16 protein-coding genes and 1 tRNA gene are annotated in these 16,980 nt (G+C 58.6%); 16 read left to right on the top strand and 1 reads right to left on the bottom strand.

Annotation, left to right across the window (positions count from 1 at the left end):
- Positions 1–80 precede the first annotated feature (80 nt).
- The 16 genes from ACQZ5Y_RS06880 to ACQZ5Y_RS06805 all read left to right on the top strand — a co-directional run bounded on the left by ACQZ5Y_RS06880 (position 81) and on the right by ACQZ5Y_RS06805 (position 15,942).
- On the top strand, positions 81–503 hold the full coding sequence (locus tag ACQZ5Y_RS06880) for a hypothetical protein (RefSeq protein ID WP_112191627.1): 423 nt from the start codon (positions 81–83) through the stop codon (positions 501–503).
- A gap of 92 nt (positions 504–595) precedes the next feature.
- The gene (locus ACQZ5Y_RS06875) at positions 596–859 is read left to right on the top strand and encodes a DUF1799 domain-containing protein (protein WP_145166610.1); all 264 of its coding nucleotides are present in this window, start codon (positions 596–598) and stop codon (positions 857–859) included.
- Positions 859–3,390, top strand: coding sequence for a phage tail length tape measure family protein (locus ACQZ5Y_RS06870; protein ID WP_174060084.1), 2,532 nt, complete (start codon positions 859–861; stop codon positions 3,388–3,390). The genes ACQZ5Y_RS06875 and ACQZ5Y_RS06870 overlap by 1 nt, the downstream gene beginning before the upstream one ends.
- On the top strand, positions 3,390–4,040 hold the full coding sequence (locus ACQZ5Y_RS06865; protein ID WP_174060085.1) for a hypothetical protein: 651 nt from the start codon (positions 3,390–3,392) through the stop codon (positions 4,038–4,040). The genes ACQZ5Y_RS06870 and ACQZ5Y_RS06865 overlap by 1 nt, the downstream gene beginning before the upstream one ends.
- Before the next feature lies 1 nt (position 4,041).
- Positions 4,042–4,665 (top strand): hypothetical protein, encoded by a 624-nt coding sequence (locus tag ACQZ5Y_RS06860; RefSeq protein ID WP_174060086.1) that lies wholly within the window; start codon positions 4,042–4,044, stop codon positions 4,663–4,665.
- The gene (locus ACQZ5Y_RS06855; RefSeq protein ID WP_174060087.1) at positions 4,662–5,087 is read left to right on the top strand and encodes a DUF6950 family protein; all 426 of its coding nucleotides are present in this window, start codon (positions 4,662–4,664) and stop codon (positions 5,085–5,087) included. Before ACQZ5Y_RS06860 ends, ACQZ5Y_RS06855 begins: the two co-directional genes overlap by 4 nt.
- 1 nt (position 5,088) lies before the next feature.
- Positions 5,089–7,941, top strand: coding sequence for a hypothetical protein (locus ACQZ5Y_RS06850; RefSeq protein WP_174060088.1), 2,853 nt, complete (start codon positions 5,089–5,091; stop codon positions 7,939–7,941).
- Positions 7,938–9,479 (top strand): hypothetical protein, encoded by a 1,542-nt coding sequence (locus ACQZ5Y_RS06845; RefSeq protein WP_174060089.1) that lies wholly within the window; start codon positions 7,938–7,940, stop codon positions 9,477–9,479. The genes ACQZ5Y_RS06850 and ACQZ5Y_RS06845 overlap by 4 nt, the downstream gene beginning before the upstream one ends.
- Positions 9,480–9,481: 2 nt before the next feature.
- Complete coding sequence (locus ACQZ5Y_RS06840) at positions 9,482–11,491, top strand: pyocin knob domain-containing protein (RefSeq protein WP_419462514.1); 2,010 nt, start codon at positions 9,482–9,484, stop codon at positions 11,489–11,491.
- Positions 11,492–11,501: 10 nt separating this feature from the next.
- On the top strand, positions 11,502–12,056 hold the full coding sequence (locus ACQZ5Y_RS06835) for a hypothetical protein (RefSeq protein ID WP_174060091.1): 555 nt from the start codon (positions 11,502–11,504) through the stop codon (positions 12,054–12,056).
- A 21-nt stretch (positions 12,057–12,077) separates the two neighbouring features.
- Positions 12,078–12,353: a hypothetical protein gene (locus tag ACQZ5Y_RS06830; RefSeq protein WP_174060092.1), complete on the top strand. Its 276-nt coding sequence runs from the start codon at positions 12,078–12,080 to the stop codon at positions 12,351–12,353.
- The gene (locus ACQZ5Y_RS06825; protein WP_174060093.1) at positions 12,350–13,765 is read left to right on the top strand and encodes an SGNH/GDSL hydrolase family protein; all 1,416 of its coding nucleotides are present in this window, start codon (positions 12,350–12,352) and stop codon (positions 13,763–13,765) included. The genes ACQZ5Y_RS06830 and ACQZ5Y_RS06825 overlap by 4 nt, the downstream gene beginning before the upstream one ends.
- 168 nt (positions 13,766–13,933) lie before the next feature.
- Positions 13,934–14,152 carry a Com family DNA-binding transcriptional regulator gene (locus ACQZ5Y_RS06820; RefSeq protein WP_174060094.1) on the top strand — a complete coding sequence of 73 codons (219 nt, stop codon included), beginning with the start codon at positions 13,934–13,936 and terminating at the stop codon, positions 14,150–14,152.
- Complete coding sequence (locus tag ACQZ5Y_RS06815; RefSeq protein WP_174060095.1) at positions 14,103–14,279, top strand: hypothetical protein; 177 nt, start codon at positions 14,103–14,105, stop codon at positions 14,277–14,279. The genes ACQZ5Y_RS06820 and ACQZ5Y_RS06815 overlap by 50 nt, the downstream gene beginning before the upstream one ends.
- Positions 14,276–15,397, top strand: coding sequence for a GNAT family N-acetyltransferase (locus ACQZ5Y_RS06810; protein WP_174060096.1), 1,122 nt, complete (start codon positions 14,276–14,278; stop codon positions 15,395–15,397). Before ACQZ5Y_RS06815 ends, ACQZ5Y_RS06810 begins: the two co-directional genes overlap by 4 nt.
- Before the next feature lie 62 nt (positions 15,398–15,459).
- Entirely contained in the window at positions 15,460–15,942 is a 483-nt protein-coding gene (locus tag ACQZ5Y_RS06805; RefSeq protein ID WP_448781367.1) for a formyltransferase family protein, read from the top strand.
- Between the two features lie 849 nt (positions 15,943–16,791).
- On the opposite strand, the gene ACQZ5Y_RS06800 is transcribed toward ACQZ5Y_RS06805, so the two are convergent.
- Positions 16,792–16,868: transfer RNA gene (locus ACQZ5Y_RS06800), tRNA-Met, on the bottom strand.
- Positions 16,869–16,980: the final 112 nt, after the last annotated feature.

Genomic DNA, 16,980 nt, shown 5'->3' with positions numbered 1-16,980 from the left:
ATCCGGAGCCAACCGGCCGAGGGCGGCATCATCATCCGGGACTGACATTGCGCCTTTGAGGCGCGCTTAAGGGAACTCAAATGGCCTTCAAACTCTCTCAGGAACTTACCTTCCCCTGGCCCGTAAAAGTGATCGAGCCGAACCCGCACGTTCCCGGAAAACTGCTCGAACAGGAGTTCATCGCGCAGTTCGCACTGATCTCGCCAGATCGCGCCAAAGCGAGGGATGCAGAGCGCCTTGCCATTCTTGAGCAGGTCAAACCCGAGACCGAGGGAGAGGAGCTGCGCAGGATCAATGATGAGCTTGCCGCCCACGACTTCAAATCCCTGACCGACGTGTTGCGTGGCTGGGATGGTGTCTTTGACGACTATAACAATGCCATTCCCTTCAATCCCGAAACGGTCGAAATCGTCTGCGCCCACACCCGTGTGAAAAACGCACTTATCCGCGCCTACCGGGAATCCATCTCCGAAGACAAGGCCCGCCTGGGAAACTCGAATTAGTCGCTACGGCCTGGGCGCATGCCCGCCTCGGCCGTGCCGACAGAAGCAAACCCGTCGCCATCGATGACGACGCCCGCAAGCAGTTCGAAAAGATGGGCGTTCGTTTCACCGCCGCACCTGATGTTGAGGAAGATATCCAGATCATGCCCACCGCCTGGGATAGCTACATCGCCTTCCGCGCCTGCGAAACGCAGTGGCGCATGGCTATTGGCATGTCCGGAGTGATCTGGCTTGGCCTCGATTATCCTGCCTGCCGTCTCGTCCTCGATGACATCGCCGCGCCGGCGCATGTTTTCGCCGATCTCCGTTACATGGAAGGTGTCGCGATGCGCGTTCTCAACGAGGTGGATGGCTGATGGCTGACCCATTGAGAATTTCCGCCCGAATCGAGATCGATCCGAGCAAGGCGCAACAGGGTGCCGCCGAGGCCAGCAAGGCCGTATCCTCGATAGGTACTGCGGCCGATCAGACAGCCGAGCAGCTGGAAAAACTGAACCGGGCTGCCGGTGAAGGTCTCCGGACGCCTCTGGGTGGAAGCGGTACCGGCGCTGAACTGGACCGCCTGCGCGCCAAGTACAATCCGCTCTATGCGGTCATTATGCAGTACAAACAGGCGCAGTTGGAAATCCGGGGCGCGCACGCTGCCGGCGCACTCTCTGCCGATGAGATGACAGCGGCGATTGATCGTAGCCGTCGATCAACGCTTGCCAGCATCGACGCGATCAAGGGTCGCAACAAAGCGATCGCGGACACACCCGTCGCAGCCAGCGTAAACACTGGCGTTAGGGGTTTCGAGACTGCCAACATCGCTGCGCAATTGCAGGATATCGGTGTCACCACCGCAATGGGCATGTCGCCATTACAGATTGCTCTCCAGCAAGGCACTCAGCTCTCGGCAATTATCGGCGGCATGCAGAACCCGATTCGAGGTTTAGCTGCTGCTTTTATGTCAGTCGTGTCACCCGTCTCGCTGGTGACGATCGGCGTCATTGCGGCCGGTGCTGCTGCAATCCAGTATTTCACGTCCGCGAAAGAGGGAGCCAAGTCGACAGACGAAGTTCTGAAGGGGCACGCCGAAACGATCAAGACTTTGAAGGAGCGCTATGGCGAGGCTGCTTCGGGGCTTCGGGAATATGTCAACGAGGGCTCTACCGGCACCCTCGTTGACATCCGCGACCGCCTGCGGGACGCCCGCGACTTGATAGCGGAAGCGGCCACCGCTCGCAGCTCCTACTCACCTATGATCGCGCCGTATGTGAAAGACACCGACACGAATGTCGTAAAACAGTGGCGTCAAGCATTTATCGAGTTGCGCGATTCTATCCGCAGCGGTGAACCTGATATCTTGCGCTTTCGCGATGCGATGGCACGCATAGCAGCAAACAATGACGTGCCTGAAGGTCTACGCAAGCTTGCAAAGGAAATGCGCGACTTCAAGGATGAAGGCGTTGTCGAGACCGCCCGTGCCATTCCCGGAATGGTCGACCAAATTGGCCTGATTGGTGGCAAGGCACAGAATCAAGTTTCCGCCGTCCAAGAGTTGAATAAGGCACTTCGCGAACTCGCTGGCATCGCAATTCCAGCGATGACCCAAGCAGAAAATGCTCAGCGGCTGTATCAAACAGCTCTTTCCAATGCGAGGAACCGTGAACAACGTGATGACGCATACGGCGTCTATCAGGACGCGCTTCGGAGGATCGACAACCAGAATCCTACCGTAATCAATTCCGACGGCAACCGCACGAATGTCCCCCTGCCGGGCTCCAAACCAATCACTATTGGCGACCGCGATCGCGCGGCCGAGCGTGCCGCCAGTTCGACCGCCAACGCTTATCGCGATCTGATCAAGACGGCCGATGACCGCGTTGCCCAGATGAAACTTGAGGCTGAACTTGCGGGACAGACCGGCGTTGCATCCGACGCTCTGCGCTTCAAGCTCGATCTGCTTCAGCAGTCCGAGGAGAAGGGCCGCTCGCTTTCCGCCGCACAGGTCGAGGCGATCAACAGCCGCGTTGAAGCCTTCAAGAAATATGCCGAGGCGGCGGCATCTGCCAAGCTGAAGGCCGACTTGCTGTTTGAACGCGAGCAGCTCGGCCGCTCCGCAATCGACCAGCAGATTGCCGGTGGCCTTCGGTCATCCGGCCTGCCGGTCGATTTCAACAGCTACGAGGCCGGTCTCCTCCGGACAAACCTTCAGCTTCAATATGCCCGCGATCTGGCCGGCGATTTCACATCGACCTTCTTCGACGGATTGCGCCAAGGCGAAAGCGTCTGGGATGCTTTCGGCAACGCCGGTGTGAAAGCGCTTCAGCGGATTGCCGACACGCTCATGAACGATGTCCTGAACAGCATGTTTAGCGTGTCCAGCGCATCGAGCGGTTCAGGCGGCGGTCTTTTCAGCGGCTTGCTTGGCGGTCTCGGCAGTCTGTTCGGCGGTGGCAAGGGTGCTTTCCCGTCCGCTCCGGGCGGTCTCTATGCCAAGGGCGGCACCTTCCTTGATGGCATCAACGGCTTTTCCAACCAGGTCGTGAACAGACCCACCATGTTCGCTTTCGCCAAAGGCGCCGGCCTGATGGGCGAAGATGGTGCAGAAGCGATCATGCCGCTCACCCGCGATGCATCCGGCCGTCTCGGTGTTTCGGCCGATGTCTCGCCGCTGATGTCGCAAAAGCAGGCCGGCAACATCAGCGCCGGCGCCGGCGGGCAGCGTATCGAGCTTGCGATAAAGCTTGGCCTGTCAGTCGATGACAGCGGCAACATCATTCCGATCGTCAAGAAGGTCGTTGCCGAGGACGCGCCTGAAATCGCGCTAAGCATTGTCGAAACCTATGACAGCAATCTGCCGAACCGCATGGCGCAGATCGACAGCGATCCGAGGTTGCGCTGATGGTCGCCCCGCTTTCCCTTGCCCGTATCAACGACATCCTGCCGATCGAAACCGTCGAATGGGACATCCAGCGCAACGACGAACTGTCTGGTGACGGTAACGGCGATCTCTGGCAGGCCGAACTGGCGGACCCGTTCTGGCGGGCGACCGTCACGCTCGGCCGTGGCTTGCATGCGGAGCTGAAAAGAATAGCTGCCCGCATCCGGGCGCTGGAAGGCGCAAAGCAGTCCTTCCTGCTGGTCGACCCCTTGTCGCCGTTCCCGGCCGCCGATCCGAAAGGCACGATTGTTGCCGGCGCGACCGTTAAAATCCGCGCGACGGGCAACCGCTATCTCGCCCAGGTAAACGGCCTGCCGGCGAACTACGTTCTGACCGAAGGCGATAAAATGCAGATCGTCTACGGCACGCAGGAAGCGCCGCGCTACGCCTTTGTCGAAGTGTCGCAGGACGTGATCGGCACGGCGGGCGGGATTGCCGACATCCGCGTGTATCCGCGCCTGCCCATGACGCTCGCCATCGGCGCCCCCGTCACGCTCGCCCGCCCGGCCTGCGCCATGATCATCCAGCCCACCACCCACAAGCCCGGAACCGCACGCCGATCGGTGACAGAGGGCGCGGCCTTTACCGCACTCCAGAAGAAGAGGAGCTGACGTGAGAAACCAACCAACCGAAATCACCGAGATCCTCAACAATGTGAAGGATGACAGCCTTGTCGACCGGAAGGCGGTCTGGATTGTCGCCAAGAACCGACAGACCGGCCTTAAAGAAGGTCTCGGCGTCTGGAGCGGTGACGAGGATCTCGGCCTGACCGTCATCGAGGGCGAGAACGGCACGACCGTGACGCGGCCCTATTATGGCGGCGGCAACCTGCTTTCGATCGGCGATATCCCGCGTGTTTCGGATTTCACAATCCAGACCGTGACGATCGACCTTTCGAAGATCGCCGATATCGCCCGCAAGATCACCCGCGAATATGACGTGCACCGCGCTTACGTCGAGATCCACGACATCACCTTGCGTCCGGACACCGGCATGCCGGCAGCGCCTGAAGAGCCGGTTTTTATCGGTATCGTTGACGGCGCGCCGATCAAGGTGCCGCGCGTCGGTGGACAGGGCAAGGCAACGCTGAAGGTCGTTTCCGAGGTCATGCGCATGCTCGGCCGCACCAATCCCGAAAAGACCTCCTATGAGGCACAGCGCCTGCGCGACAACGACGAATTCTACCTCTACGCCGGCCAGATCGACACCTGGGAAGTTCCGTGGGGGACGAAATGATCACGCTCACCCGCTTGGCCGACTGGAGACGGCAATTCGAAACCGCGATCGACGATATCAAGGCCAAGCCCTTTGCCTGGTACGATCACGATTGCGGCCCCGGACTTGCCGGCCGCCTCGTCAAGGCACAGACCGGCGTCGACATGACCGGCTTTGCCATTGACCGTTACCATGATGCCGCCAGCGCCGCCCGCCTGATCCGCGATCTCGGTTTCGAGACGCTGGGCGAACTGGTCGGCTCGATGCTGCCAGTCATCCATCCGAGCGAAGCCCGTGTGGGCGATATCGCCGCAATCGAAGTCGGCGGGCCGATCGGCCATGCGCTTGGCGTCGTCAATGGCGAACGCATCTTTGTTCTCGGCGAAACGGGCATCGGCACTGTCGATCTGCTCAAAGCCGCCATGTGCTTCAAGGTGGGTTAGAATGGCTTTGAAGCGCCTTTTATGGACACTCGCATTTCTGCTGTTTGCCGCGACGGCTGTTAAAGCCGCGCCCGTCGGCGGTCTGATCGCCGGTATTGCCGGTTCGATCCTGTCTGCCGGTACTTTCGTCAAGCTCGCAATCGGCCTTGCAATCAATGTCGGCCTGTCACTTTACCAGCAGGCGAAGGCGCGGCGCGATGCCCGCAAGAACCAGCAGAGCACCGGTGGCGTCAAGCTCTCGATCCAGATGGGAGAAAGCAACCCACGCGCCTATCTGATCGGCACCAGGGCAACGGCGGGACGCCGCGCGTATTTCGGAAGCTGGGGCGAGGAAGAAAACACCCCTAACGCTTATGCGACAGAAGTCATCGAGATTTCCTGCCTCCCCTCCTATGCCGGTCCGCAGGGCGTGGATGCTACGTGGTTCGGTGATACGGCCGGTACGATCCTCTGGAATGAACCGCACCCGGACGGCCGTGGCTTTCCCGTCGCGCAATACCGGCGTAACGGCGTGGACTATCTCTGGTTCAAGTATCTCGATGGATCGCAGACCACGGCCGACAGCTTTTTGTTGTCGCGTTTTGGTGGCCGCGCCGAACGCCCGTACAAGGACACGATGATCGGTCGTGGTTGCCAGATCGTCATCGTAACCGCCCGTCGCCACGAGGAGCTGTTCCGCAACGGCTTCCCGCAGGGCCTTTACCAGCCGCGACCTATGCGGCTCTACGACATCCGCAAGGACAGCAGCGTCGGCGGCAATGGCCCACACCGCTGGCACGATCCCTCGACTTGGGAAACGAGCAATAACCTGCCGCTGATGATCTACAACATCGCGCGCGGCATCTATTACAATGGCCGGTGGGTTCACGGCGGCCGCAACTTCTCCGCCTACCGTTTCCCGGTCTCCTCGTGGATTGCTGCACTCAACGAAGCCGATCGCGATATGGGCGGCGGCCGTCGCCAGTTCCAGGGCGGCCTGGAAGTCACCGTCGATCGGGAAGGCCTCGATGTAATCGAGGATTTGCGCCTCGGTTGCAGCGGCCGGCTGGCCGAAGTGGGTGGCCGGATCAAAGTGCTCATCGGCGCGCCAGGTGCCGCCGTCTATAGTTTTTCCGATCGGGAAATTGTCGTCACGTCCGACCAGGACTTTGAACCCTTCCCGACGATCGCAGCCACGCACAACACCATCACCGGTGTATATCCGGAACCGGCGCAGCGCTGGGCCGACAAGGACGCTCGGGAACAGTCATCGCCTGAGTTGCTTGCCCGTGACGGTGGCGAGCGTCTGGCTGTGTCTTTCCGTTTCGACGCCGTGTTCATATCTGCCCAGGTGCAGTCCCTTACTTCGACGATGATTCTGGATGAACAGCGCTGGCGCACGCACGAACTAACCTTGCCGCCGAATGCGGCAGCACTTGAGCCTAACGACCCCGTTGCATGGTCGAGCGACGAAAACGGCTATTCGAACAAGAAGTTTCTGGTTGTGCGGGCAATCCCGATGCCCGGCCGCCTTCAGCGCGTCGTCATCAAGGAAATCGACCCGTCCGACTATGATCCGCCGTCGATCATCGTGCCGCCCGTCATTGGCTGGATTGGTCCCGTTCCGGTACCGCCGCAGCCCATGTACGGCTGGCAGGTGTTTCCGGCCACGCTTCCCGACGCTGAAGGCAATCCGCGTTACCCGACGATCGAGGTGCGTTGCGCACCCGGTCAGGACGATGTCAGCTATGTGCGCGTCCAGGTGAAACTGACGGCGACAGACGAGCTCGTGTTCGATAGCGGCGATGCCACTGTCATGTACGAGCCTCCCTATGCATGGATTTTGAATGCCGTGCTTGCCGGTAATGCAGATTACCAGGCGCGCGGAAAGTTCGTTCCCACCTCGAACCGCCCGACCGACTGGGGCGGCTGGCTTCCGGTCCGGACGCCGAACATTGATCCTTCCGATGTAACAGTCGGTCTCGGGCAGGTTCGCGACGACGTGAAGGAGACCATCACCCGCCTCAATCGAGACATGGACAACGTCTTCCAGCGCATGGAAGAAATCGCAGTGGCGCTTTCACTGGAAGGCAGCGCCAGCCAGGTCGATCGGCAGGAGCTGAGAGCGGCGGCCGGAAAAGCCTTCGCTGCGATCGCCACCGAAAAACGCCTGCGTGTCACTGCAGATGAAGCAGCGGCACAGGAGATTTCATCCGTAACGGCGCGGGTTGATACGACTGAGGCGCTGATACAAACGGAAAGCACCGTCAGAGCTACAGAGGACGCGGCGCTTGCGCAGAGAATAACGACAGTCTCAGCAGATGTCGCGAATGCCAATGCATCAATCGTCGAGGAAAGGCTTGCTCGCGCGTCAGCTGATGAGGCTTTCGCCGGCAGTATCGTGACTGTTAAGGCTGAGGTAGATCAGGCCCGCGCGGATGTCATCGAAGAGAAAACGGCACGGGCCGAGGCCGACTCCGCGTTCGCGACAAGTCTCAACGGGGTGCGGGCGGAAGTGAACGGCGTGTCGGCGCAGGGCTATCTTTCGATGAAAGCCACCACGGTCGGCGACACTCTTGCAAACGTCGAATTTGCGGTGCGTGCCCAAAAAGGTGACCAAACGGCGCTGGGAGCATTCATCCTCGAAATCATCAATCAGGGCGGCGTTCTGAAGGCGCAGGAAATCCATTATTCGGACCGGTTTATCATTGTCGCCCCGGACGGCTCGGGCGGCCAAGGCGTGTTCACATTCGGTGAAGAAGGCGCAAAGCTTGCCGTCGCCGACATCGGCACCATCAAAGCCGGCCTGATCGAAGGCAACAACGGCAAGATGACGATCGACATCAAGAACGGGCGGATAAGGATTCGCTCATGATCCAAATTCATATCGGCGACGACTACGAGGGTGTTGGTAGCCTAAAGATGACCAAGGGCACTTACGACCCGGCCATGACCCATGACAGCACGCTGGGAGCCTTCCTCTACAATTCGAAATTCGCCGTCCAGGCGAAGATTGCTGGCCGCGACACCCAGCCATTCCGGGACGGCGAATACAATTATCCGCCTGGCGCCAGCGTCGATAACTTCACTATGCGCAGTTGGCGCTACCCGACCGATGTTCCCCAAAACCGGGTATTTTACCGGGCGGCATATTTTCCCGGCCTAAACTACACACTGCCTCTGTTTGATGTCCTGGTTCGTCGCATCACCGACAATTACTACGTCAACGCGCGCTCGATCCTAAGCACCTACGGTTACGAAAGCCGTGGCGAGCGCATCGCCACCGTGATGCCGTTCAACGATCAAAGTGACTTCGGCTGGAAGCTCAATAACCGCACCATCGTTGATAATAACTACCGCACCTTCGGCGACATACTGGCGCTCTCCAACATGTTCGGTTCGGTTAACTCCGGGAACTACAACTATCTGACCAACGAGCTCGTGGTCTGGAACCTGCCGGGTGATGAGGCCGGCATCGTCGATGCCCAGCCATTACCACGCAATCCGGCGCACTATGCAGTCGATATAGGCAGTGACAGATTTCGCATTGCAAAGCCCGGTTACAATGTCGACACCGCTTCCGGAACGCAACTCGCCTTCGATGCTTCCAATCGACCTACAAAAATTGTTGCGGCTGATGATATCTACGTGCCTCCGGGTGGTTCGGAATATGTGCTGCCGATGGCCGTGCCTGACGGAACTATGTGCATCGTCAATTTCTATACGGGCAGCACGATCGTCTATCCTGCCAATCCTCACGAAGCACAGAGCGGAGCGGACTGGCGCATTGCCGGTGACCGGCTTTATTTCAGCAATCCGAATGGTGGATGCCGGGCGCGCTTCATGGTCATTGCCTACGACCAGACACCGCCGACAACGGGCAACAACGATGTCTTCCGAATGTTCAACGTGAACGGCGAAGACGTTGTGCAGTTTCTGCGACCGGGTTCAGGCGATCCTCCTTCCTTCGCCGACATCGTTATCGACAGCCGTTGGCCGGCGATCTCGATGCTTGCCCAAGGTTACTTCGGTGTCGGTAGCGGCGCACAGAATACGTCCATCCCGATCGACACGACGAACTTCTATCCGATCGTCCGCTACATGACGGTGCACTCCGGTTTCAGCGGGCAGAATGGCGGCGACAACTCCTATTCCAAGATGATCCGCCCACCGATTACCGCCAAACATCGTGTCCGTCATCCGACCGTCGGTTTTAGCTGGAGAGATTCAGGCGACAGTTCATATGTGACCATCTACCCGGACGCGGCCGTCTTTACGACCTTCTCGGGAGCTCCCGCCTACGCTCGCGTCATCGACAACGGTGGCGGCAGCTACTCCGTTTCCTACACCTACCCATCATCGCCGGTCGTCGGCATCCGTTACTACATCTTTGGCATCCCGAAGCGAGATTGAACATGACTGCACCTTACGCCACGGGCACCATCACGCTCACCAATGGATCAAATGTCATCACCGGTACTGGTACCGGCTGGCAGACTTCGCTTGTCGTTGGCGGCATTGTCTATCCGGAAGCGGCTAACGGCAACGCCATGCCGATCGTCACGGTCGACACCGATACGAAGATAACGGCCGCGACCAAGTGGAAGGGAGCGAGCGGAACCTACCCCTACGCGATCATGCGCGATACAGCCTATGGTCAGCAGAGCGTTGCCAACGCGCAGGCACTGGCGACCCAAATCCAGCGCCTTAACAACGCAGTGCTGTCCGGTCTTGCGGCGCTGACACCTGCCGCCAGCAAGGTCCTGTCCTTTGGTGAGAACAGCGAAGCTTCCCTTGCTGATCTCTCGCCCTTCGGCAAATCGCTGATTGCCGCCCTCAACAGTTCTGCGGCTTATGCTGCGCTTGGAGCGATCCCGAATGCCCAGTTGCCGACGCGGTTGCAGGGGTCGCCCGCCTTTGTGACAGCTGCCAATGCTCTCGACGTTATCAGCGAAACCGGATGGGTAGGCGTCGCGAACAGCAACGTTGCTATAGTGAATGGCCCGCCAGGAGCCGGGGCCGGTAATTGCTTCACAAGCGTTCACAATGGCGCGGCGATGTTCCAGTGGTATTTCAGCGTCGGTGCGCTCAACACTGTGTTCTTCAGGCGAAAGCTCAATGCGGACATTTCCGCGTGGGTGAAGATTGCCACGGAGGACTTTGCAAAGAATGCATCAAATCTCCTGACTGGAGAGATATCCGACACTGTTCTTCCTCCGGGGTTGAAGGCAGCCGGTATGCTTTCGGCTGAGGTTTTGTTTAGCGGGTTCTCTCGGCTAAATGCCCTTTCATCTTCTGGCTACTCAAAGTCGCAGAATGGTGAAAATCTTGTTTTGACATCTACCGGGACAGACCCGCAGTTCGTTTTCGCGGTTGGCGCTCCGGGAAGTAGAGCGCGTTACATCGCGTTCAAGATGAAAAGGACGGCGGGTTCCTTAGAAAACATCGTCCTGTATTCTACCTCTGGCCATGCCTACAGCTCCTCGTACAGAAAGACATGGACTAGGGAGAATTCTGGTGATTGGACTACTGTTGTTCTCGATATGTGGGATTTGACGGCAGGCGGATCGGACTGGAAAGACTCGACTATTATCAACGTTAGAATTGACTTCACCAACTCTGCGGGTGGAGTGATTGAGTTAGCTTGGATCGGCGCTTTCAGAGATAGTCCTGTGACATACCCACAGGATAGTGTCACCGACACCCGTTCGGGTGCTTCCATGATCGTCGGCGCGTTTGGTTTGGGTGGCACCGGCGTTCTGCTGACCGCAACAGACGATCTCAACAGCCTGCCCATCGCAACCTGTTCGTATCGGTGGGGAAGTACGTCGGTACCATCAAACCCACCTTCTTCCGGCTCGTTTGTCATGGATCAAACCAGCTTCGGAAGCGGCGGATGTGTTCAAACCGCATACAATCTCAGCGGTACAAACATCATCTGGCACAGAAGGCAAGCGGGCGGTACGTGGACGGCATGGAAAAGGATTGACGGCTCTAGTGATACGGTCGGAGACGTTACCGGACCCAACGGCGGCGTAGTGGCCAATGATATGGCAGTTTTCGCAGACGCGACAGCCAAGGTTCTGAAGAAGGCACCGAACAGCATTGTTACAAATGCACTGCTTTCGAATGTTGCTACGGCAACAATCAAAGGAAGGACTGCCGCAGGAACCGGCGATGTGCAGGACCTCACGGCAGCGCAAGCGCGAACCGTTATGGACGTTGTTCCGTCCGTGGCTCGGCAAGTGCGCCTTGGTGCTCTAGCCGAGTTTGGCACTACTGCATTTGTTTGGAATGAAGCCCCGTCTGGCGCGTTCGTAACTGGCCTGTTTCTAGATGGTGCTTGGGGAGTTCGAAACGTCCGGCATCGAACCGTTCAGCAAACAGACGTTAGCGGCAACTGGGTAACGGTAGCGACCGGGTAAAGGTGATTTCATGAAAAATCGTGGTGTGTGGGAAAGCTATGTTCCCGACGAAATACCGTTCGGTATGCCTGCCAATGCCCTGTTCTGGCGGCGGCAGTCGGACGGTGCGGACCTCTATGTATGGAGCCGGCTGTTTTACGAATTCACGGGTGGCGCTGACACATCGGGAACGATGAAGGTTGTTGTCGTGGGTGGGACCGCGGTCTGCCTGAGTACTGATGTGTCCATGCTTTCGCTGCCGTCTCAATTCGAGATGATCGAGCTTGAGACCGGCGAAGCCGTTCCGCAGCTCGGGTGGCTTTTGGTGGATGGCGAGTTTCAGGCCCCGGTAGTTCCCGATCCTGTAACGGTCGTTTACTCGGTTGATCTCTGGACGCGTATGACCAACGCCGAGGCTGATCAGGTCGGGGCGGCAATGGACCAGCAGCCCTTTCGCGTCCGCAGAATTTTCGAAAGCGCCAACTCCTACCGCAGCGACCATGAACTGTGGCAGCTCCTGGTGCAGATCGCCACCGACCTCTTTGGCGCCGAGCGTGCGGCGCAAATTCTCGCCCCCTCAGTTTAACCAGACACAAAAGGACACACGATGACCGAGCGTCTCAATGCGAACACAGCAACCGCTATCGGCGGCGTATTCAACCCTGCTGGTGACTTTTCCATCCAGGCCGACATTCCGTCCGGCTCTTCCGCCGTCGTCAACATCGAGGGGCAGGCAGATATTGCCGCTCCGTGGGTGTCGCTTGGCGGTATCAGCGCCAGCACCATTCCGCCGATGCGCCGGTTCGCCAAATGCCCGAATGTGCGCCTCACCCTTTCGGGCAACAATGACGGCAAGGTCATCAAGGCGTGGAGCGGCGAATGAACGGGCTGTTTCGCTCCCTTAACATCCCTTTGGCGCAGCCGGCCGACGTGTCGCTCATGCCCTCGCCGTTGAGGGGCGAACAATCCGTTGCCAATGCTTTCGGCCCGATAAAGACGAAGCTGGAAGCCGGTGAAAACGTCGTCATCTTTATCGACGGCGACAGCACGGCGCATTCGGAGTTCGGCACCTATTACAAATTCGCGGTGGCTTTGGGCGATCTCTATAACGCCACCGTCATCATGCACCGCTGGGCCGAATGGGGAGGTTCATCTGCCAATGGCCCGAAGGAATATGCAGCGCCGGTGACCCTGCGTAACGGTACATCGCAGACCATTGATGTCTGGCTCGCCTCTTTGCCGGGACAGGTTGCCGGCTGCATGTTCGAGGCCTCGCGCAAACCGGCCGCAGTCGATGCCATTCCGAAACCGGACGTGGCAATCATCCATCACGGCCACAACATGTCCACGTTTGAAACGCCCGGCAACGATCTGGCGATTGGACGCGGCTTGTTCTGGTCGGTCATCGGCCTGATAAGCTGGCAATGGCAAGGCGTTCCGCAGGTCATCACGACGCAAAACCCGTGGCGCGACACATCCGGTTACGACAAGGTCTATAACGCCATTCTTGGCGTAGCTTCTGTCTTCCCGAGCCTTACGGTTGTCGACAGCCACAAGCTTTTTATCGACGCCGGCAAGGATGCGAGCCTGTACCGGACTGGCGAGGCGACGCCCGTAGTCCACCCTTCGGACACTCAAGCCAATGCGGCCGGTGCGCAAAAGGTCACCGATGCGCTTCTGGATACATTCAGGAGAGCACGGAAGGCTGCGTTTTCGACGGTCAGCTGGATGGAACTGCCGGTCGGCGCCAATCTCTTTGGCAATGGTGATCTCGCGAACTGGCCGAGCACGGTTCCCGTGAACTTCCAGAACGTGGCAGGTAACACCGTCACGAAGGATACGGACCCCGCCAACATCTTCCCCGGTTCCGGAGCGGCCTATTCTGCCAGGGTCAAGCCGGCCGATGCAAACGGGCACTTCTCCAGCCTGTCCAACTCGTTCGATGCGGCCGAGCGTGCTTCAATGGCGGGGAAAACAGTCACGGCAATCATGCTCGCCAAAGCCAATCCATTGCAGCGCACCCCAACGACCAGTTTCGTCACGCGCGCCAACAATGGCCTGCGAACCTACACTGGCGGCGGCTTGATGTGGGGAGCCAACTCGGGCGCAGGCGGATGGATGCCGATCGTCTATGGCGGCATACCCTGTGACGCGGTCAATGACGACGCGAATTCCACTTACAGGTTTGCCCCGGCCTTCGGTGGCGCTGCCGCTCCCACAGCTGATGTGAACTGGCTTCAGCGGTGCGTTATCATAGAGGGACTTGTGCCCCGCCTCGGCCTCGTAAGGCCGTAGGATTTGCGAACAGCCACCCAGACAAGACCGGGTGGCCGGGGTGCTGAAACACCCCAAGCGACGGGCCAAAGTTTGGCGACCTAACCCGTCCGACAGCGACACACGATAACCGTCGCACCCGTACCCTGCAGGGCGGGTTTCTTGTGACTGACTCGTGAGCTTTTTGATATGCAAAACATTCGTTGCGGCACCTGTTCAGCCTTGCTGTTTCGGGCTGGACAGGGCGCCATATCTAACGATATCGAAATCAAGTGCCGCCGTTGCGGCACCATCAATCACTTGAGGCCAGCAGAGCCCTTAACCGACCGCCAGGAGCGGCGATTTAAGGAGCGGCTTAATGCCTCAAACGACAGACCTTCCACCACTTCCAAAATCTTCCCCCGGTAAAAACAAGTACGGCTATAAACCGCAGTGGGGCGTCATTCTCGTCTGCGAAAGCGAAGGCGAGCAGGCAAAGCTCTATGACGCGCTTTCCGCCATCCGTAATTGCAAGATTAAGGTGGTGGTGACTTGAAACTTGATCTCATCAACACCTGCGAAAGTTTCGACAGCTACCGGGCGGCTCGCGTCCGGAGCCTCTTTAATGTCGACGACGGCAGTCGCTTTGAACTCTCCGTCGACCTCCCGATCGAGGACACGGATTGGCGCCTTGGCCTCGTCGTCGGCCCTTCCGGTTCGGGAAAGTCAACGCTCGGCCGCCACATCTTCGGCACCGACAAAACCGCCTTAATTGAGTGGCCAACCGACAAACCGATTATTGATGTCATTGACGCGGCCGGCTCCTTCGACAATGCCACGGCAGCGCTATCCGCAGTCGGCCTCGGTTCGGTGCCAAGTTGGTTGCGGCCCTGGCATGTTTTGTCGAACGGAGAGCGCTTCCGCGCCGATCTAGCTCGCATCGTATGCGACCGGCCGACAGAGATCGTGATTGACGAATTCACGTCTGTCGTCGATCGACAAATCGCCCGCGTTGGAGCGCTCGCCTTCGGCAAGGCTTGGCGTCGAACTGGCGGGCAGGCTGTCCTGCTCTCCTGCCATTATGACATCATCGATTGGCTCGACCCGGATTGGGTCTTTGATACCGCGACAGGTGCTTTCACCGGGAGGTATCTTCGACGACGCCCGCAGATCACCGTGGAAATCAGAAAGACCGACTGGCGATGGTGGCATTATTTTGAGCAACATCACTATCTGAAAATGCCCTTGATGATCGCGGCCGATTGTTATGTGGCATTCATCAACGGCGAACCGGTGGCGCACCTCGCGGTCTCCACCCGGCCGGGCCTCGTAGAGGCTCGCGCTTGCCGTCTTGTCGTCATGCCCGAGTGGCAAGGGGCGGGTGTTGGCACGCGCTTCCTGAACGCGGTTTGCGCCGCGTGGCGACGCGGGCAAAACCGCTATGGCAAACCCATGCCGGTTCTTTTCCACACCTCTCATCCGGGCTTGGCTGCGGCCCTCCGGCGCGACCCACTTTGGACGCAGGTTTCCGGCGTTCTCTACGGCGGCCCGAAAGGCGCGACCGAAAAGGAGCTTGGCCGAGGGACATCGACCAAATCAGGCTACGGCGGCCATTTCCGCGCCGTCCAGGGGTTCAGATACATTGAAGGGATAGAGGTGCGGGAATGCGCATAGCTTTGATTGGTCAGAAATGGATTGGAGAGAAGGTGTTGAGGGCGATCGGCGGCGCTGACGCCGTGCAGATCGTGGCCGCTCCTAACAGAGAGGACAGGCTCGCCACGGCGGCCGAAAGTGCAGGCATCGAGACGTTTTCCTACGGCGGCCGAGGGCTGAAAGATTTCAGTCTGCCGGAAGGCATCGACCTCTTAATAACGGCGGGTTCCTTTGCATATGTTCCGCCGGCGGTCCGAGCTCGCGCGACCTGGTGCATCGGCTACCATCCATCGCTCCTCCCTCTCTACCGAGGGCCACGCGCTGTCGAGGACGCGATCAACGCCGGTGAAAGTGTAACAGGCGGAACCGTCTATCACCTCTCCGCCGAAATGGACGCTGGCGATGTTGTGTTTCAGGATTGGTGTTTTATCCGCAACGCCGACACGCCTGCCGATTTGTGGCGTCGATGCCTCGCGCCCATGGGTGTTGAATTGATAACAAAAGCCGTCGACCATCTTGGTGGATATGGCTTCCTTCCGGCCTCGGAACAGCACTGCGCGATATGAACAGACAGGGGCTTTAAGGCGTCCTCAAGGATGGCTTAAAGCCCCCTCAACGCTACTTCATTATCTGCTTCGAGCGGTCCCAATATTCTTCGCATTTCTGCATCGCTAGGCGGCACGAGGGAGCATAGCCAAGATTGGGTGTGGGGGGCGTACCCTTAAAGGTGCGAGGGTACCAACCCGCCCATTGCCACTTGCCCTTTGTCGGGCCGTGCATCTCTTTCCTCACTCGACCTACAGCACCATCGGCGTCGTAACCGATCCAGTCAAAATCAGTCGGCGGATCGTTCGCGTCGATCTGCGTGCGCTTCCAAGCGTATTTAGGTTGATAGGGCACGGTTAGTCGCAGGCTGCGTCGACGTAAATTCGCGGCCCGTCGGGAATGAAGCGGAACGGCTTAAAGCCAGTGTAGGCGCCGTTTAGATTCTTGGAATTGAGGAAGCCGCAGTAGTTATCAGGCTTAGTGCTAGACTGATGTAGCCGCACGATTTGGGTTGAGAAAGGGTCGGTCACGTTAGTAAGGAGGAGCGACAAAAGAGCTGCTTTCTGGTCCGCTGTAAGAACGGTCTCGGTGCTGTCTTTGAACTCTTGCCCCTGGACGCTCGAAGCCGCGATGCTAAACGTAAGCGCTATCATTAGAGCTCTCATTTTCTTCTCCCGAATTGTGGGCGGGACCTTACCGGGGGCAAAGCAAAAAGGCAAAGAGGCCGGGGGGAAATCGGCGTTTCTCTAGTTTTGACAGACCTTCCGGAATTGCAAGAAATTCCGATTTCGTATGTCAAAATTCCGAAACCGCGCTACAGGGTACATCCAGAAGACGACGCAAACTTTGCTTTTCTCATTGAAGATGAATGGTAGCGGGAGAGGGACTTGAACCCCCGACACGCGGATTATGATTCCGCTGCTCTAACCACCTGAGCTACCCCGCCACAGGGAAAACGTGACAGCCATGTGACCGTCCGCTCCATCAGGATGAGCGGCTTATAAGGTGCCGCTCCCCAAAGTGTCAAGCGCATGACGCGCAAAAAATTCGCTTTCCAC

The organism is Agrobacterium sp. A3-95 (assembly GCF_053521785.1).
Note: the sequence above shows the minus strand (reverse complement) of the source record. Positions and strands in the feature narration are given on the sequence as shown.

Excerpts from the sequence above, each read along its gene's own strand:
- ACQZ5Y_RS06845 (WP_174060089.1), top strand. The coding sequence starts at position 7,938 with ATGATCCAAATTCATATCGGCGACGACTACGAGGGTGTTGGTAGCCTA.
- ACQZ5Y_RS06835 (WP_174060091.1), top strand. The coding sequence starts at position 11,502 with ATGAAAAATCGTGGTGTGTGGGAAAGCTATGTTCCCGACGAAATACCG.
- ACQZ5Y_RS06850 (WP_174060088.1), top strand. The coding sequence starts at position 5,089 with ATGGCTTTGAAGCGCCTTTTATGGACACTCGCATTTCTGCTGTTTGCC.
- ACQZ5Y_RS06825 (WP_174060093.1), top strand. The coding sequence starts at position 12,350 with ATGAACGGGCTGTTTCGCTCCCTTAACATCCCTTTGGCGCAGCCGGCC.
- ACQZ5Y_RS06855 (WP_174060087.1), top strand. The coding sequence starts at position 4,662 with ATGATCACGCTCACCCGCTTGGCCGACTGGAGACGGCAATTCGAAACC.
- ACQZ5Y_RS06820 (WP_174060094.1), top strand. The coding sequence starts at position 13,934 with ATGCAAAACATTCGTTGCGGCACCTGTTCAGCCTTGCTGTTTCGGGCT.
- ACQZ5Y_RS06815 (WP_174060095.1), top strand. The coding sequence starts at position 14,103 with ATGCCTCAAACGACAGACCTTCCACCACTTCCAAAATCTTCCCCCGGT.
- ACQZ5Y_RS06830 (WP_174060092.1), top strand. The coding sequence starts at position 12,078 with ATGACCGAGCGTCTCAATGCGAACACAGCAACCGCTATCGGCGGCGTA.
- ACQZ5Y_RS06880 (WP_112191627.1), top strand. The coding sequence starts at position 81 with ATGGCCTTCAAACTCTCTCAGGAACTTACCTTCCCCTGGCCCGTAAAA.
- ACQZ5Y_RS06875 (WP_145166610.1), top strand. The coding sequence starts at position 596 with ATGGGCGTTCGTTTCACCGCCGCACCTGATGTTGAGGAAGATATCCAG.
- ACQZ5Y_RS06840 (WP_419462514.1), top strand. The coding sequence starts at position 9,482 with ATGACTGCACCTTACGCCACGGGCACCATCACGCTCACCAATGGATCA.
- ACQZ5Y_RS06870 (WP_174060084.1), top strand. The coding sequence starts at position 859 with ATGGCTGACCCATTGAGAATTTCCGCCCGAATCGAGATCGATCCGAGC.
- ACQZ5Y_RS06865 (WP_174060085.1), top strand. The coding sequence starts at position 3,390 with ATGGTCGCCCCGCTTTCCCTTGCCCGTATCAACGACATCCTGCCGATC.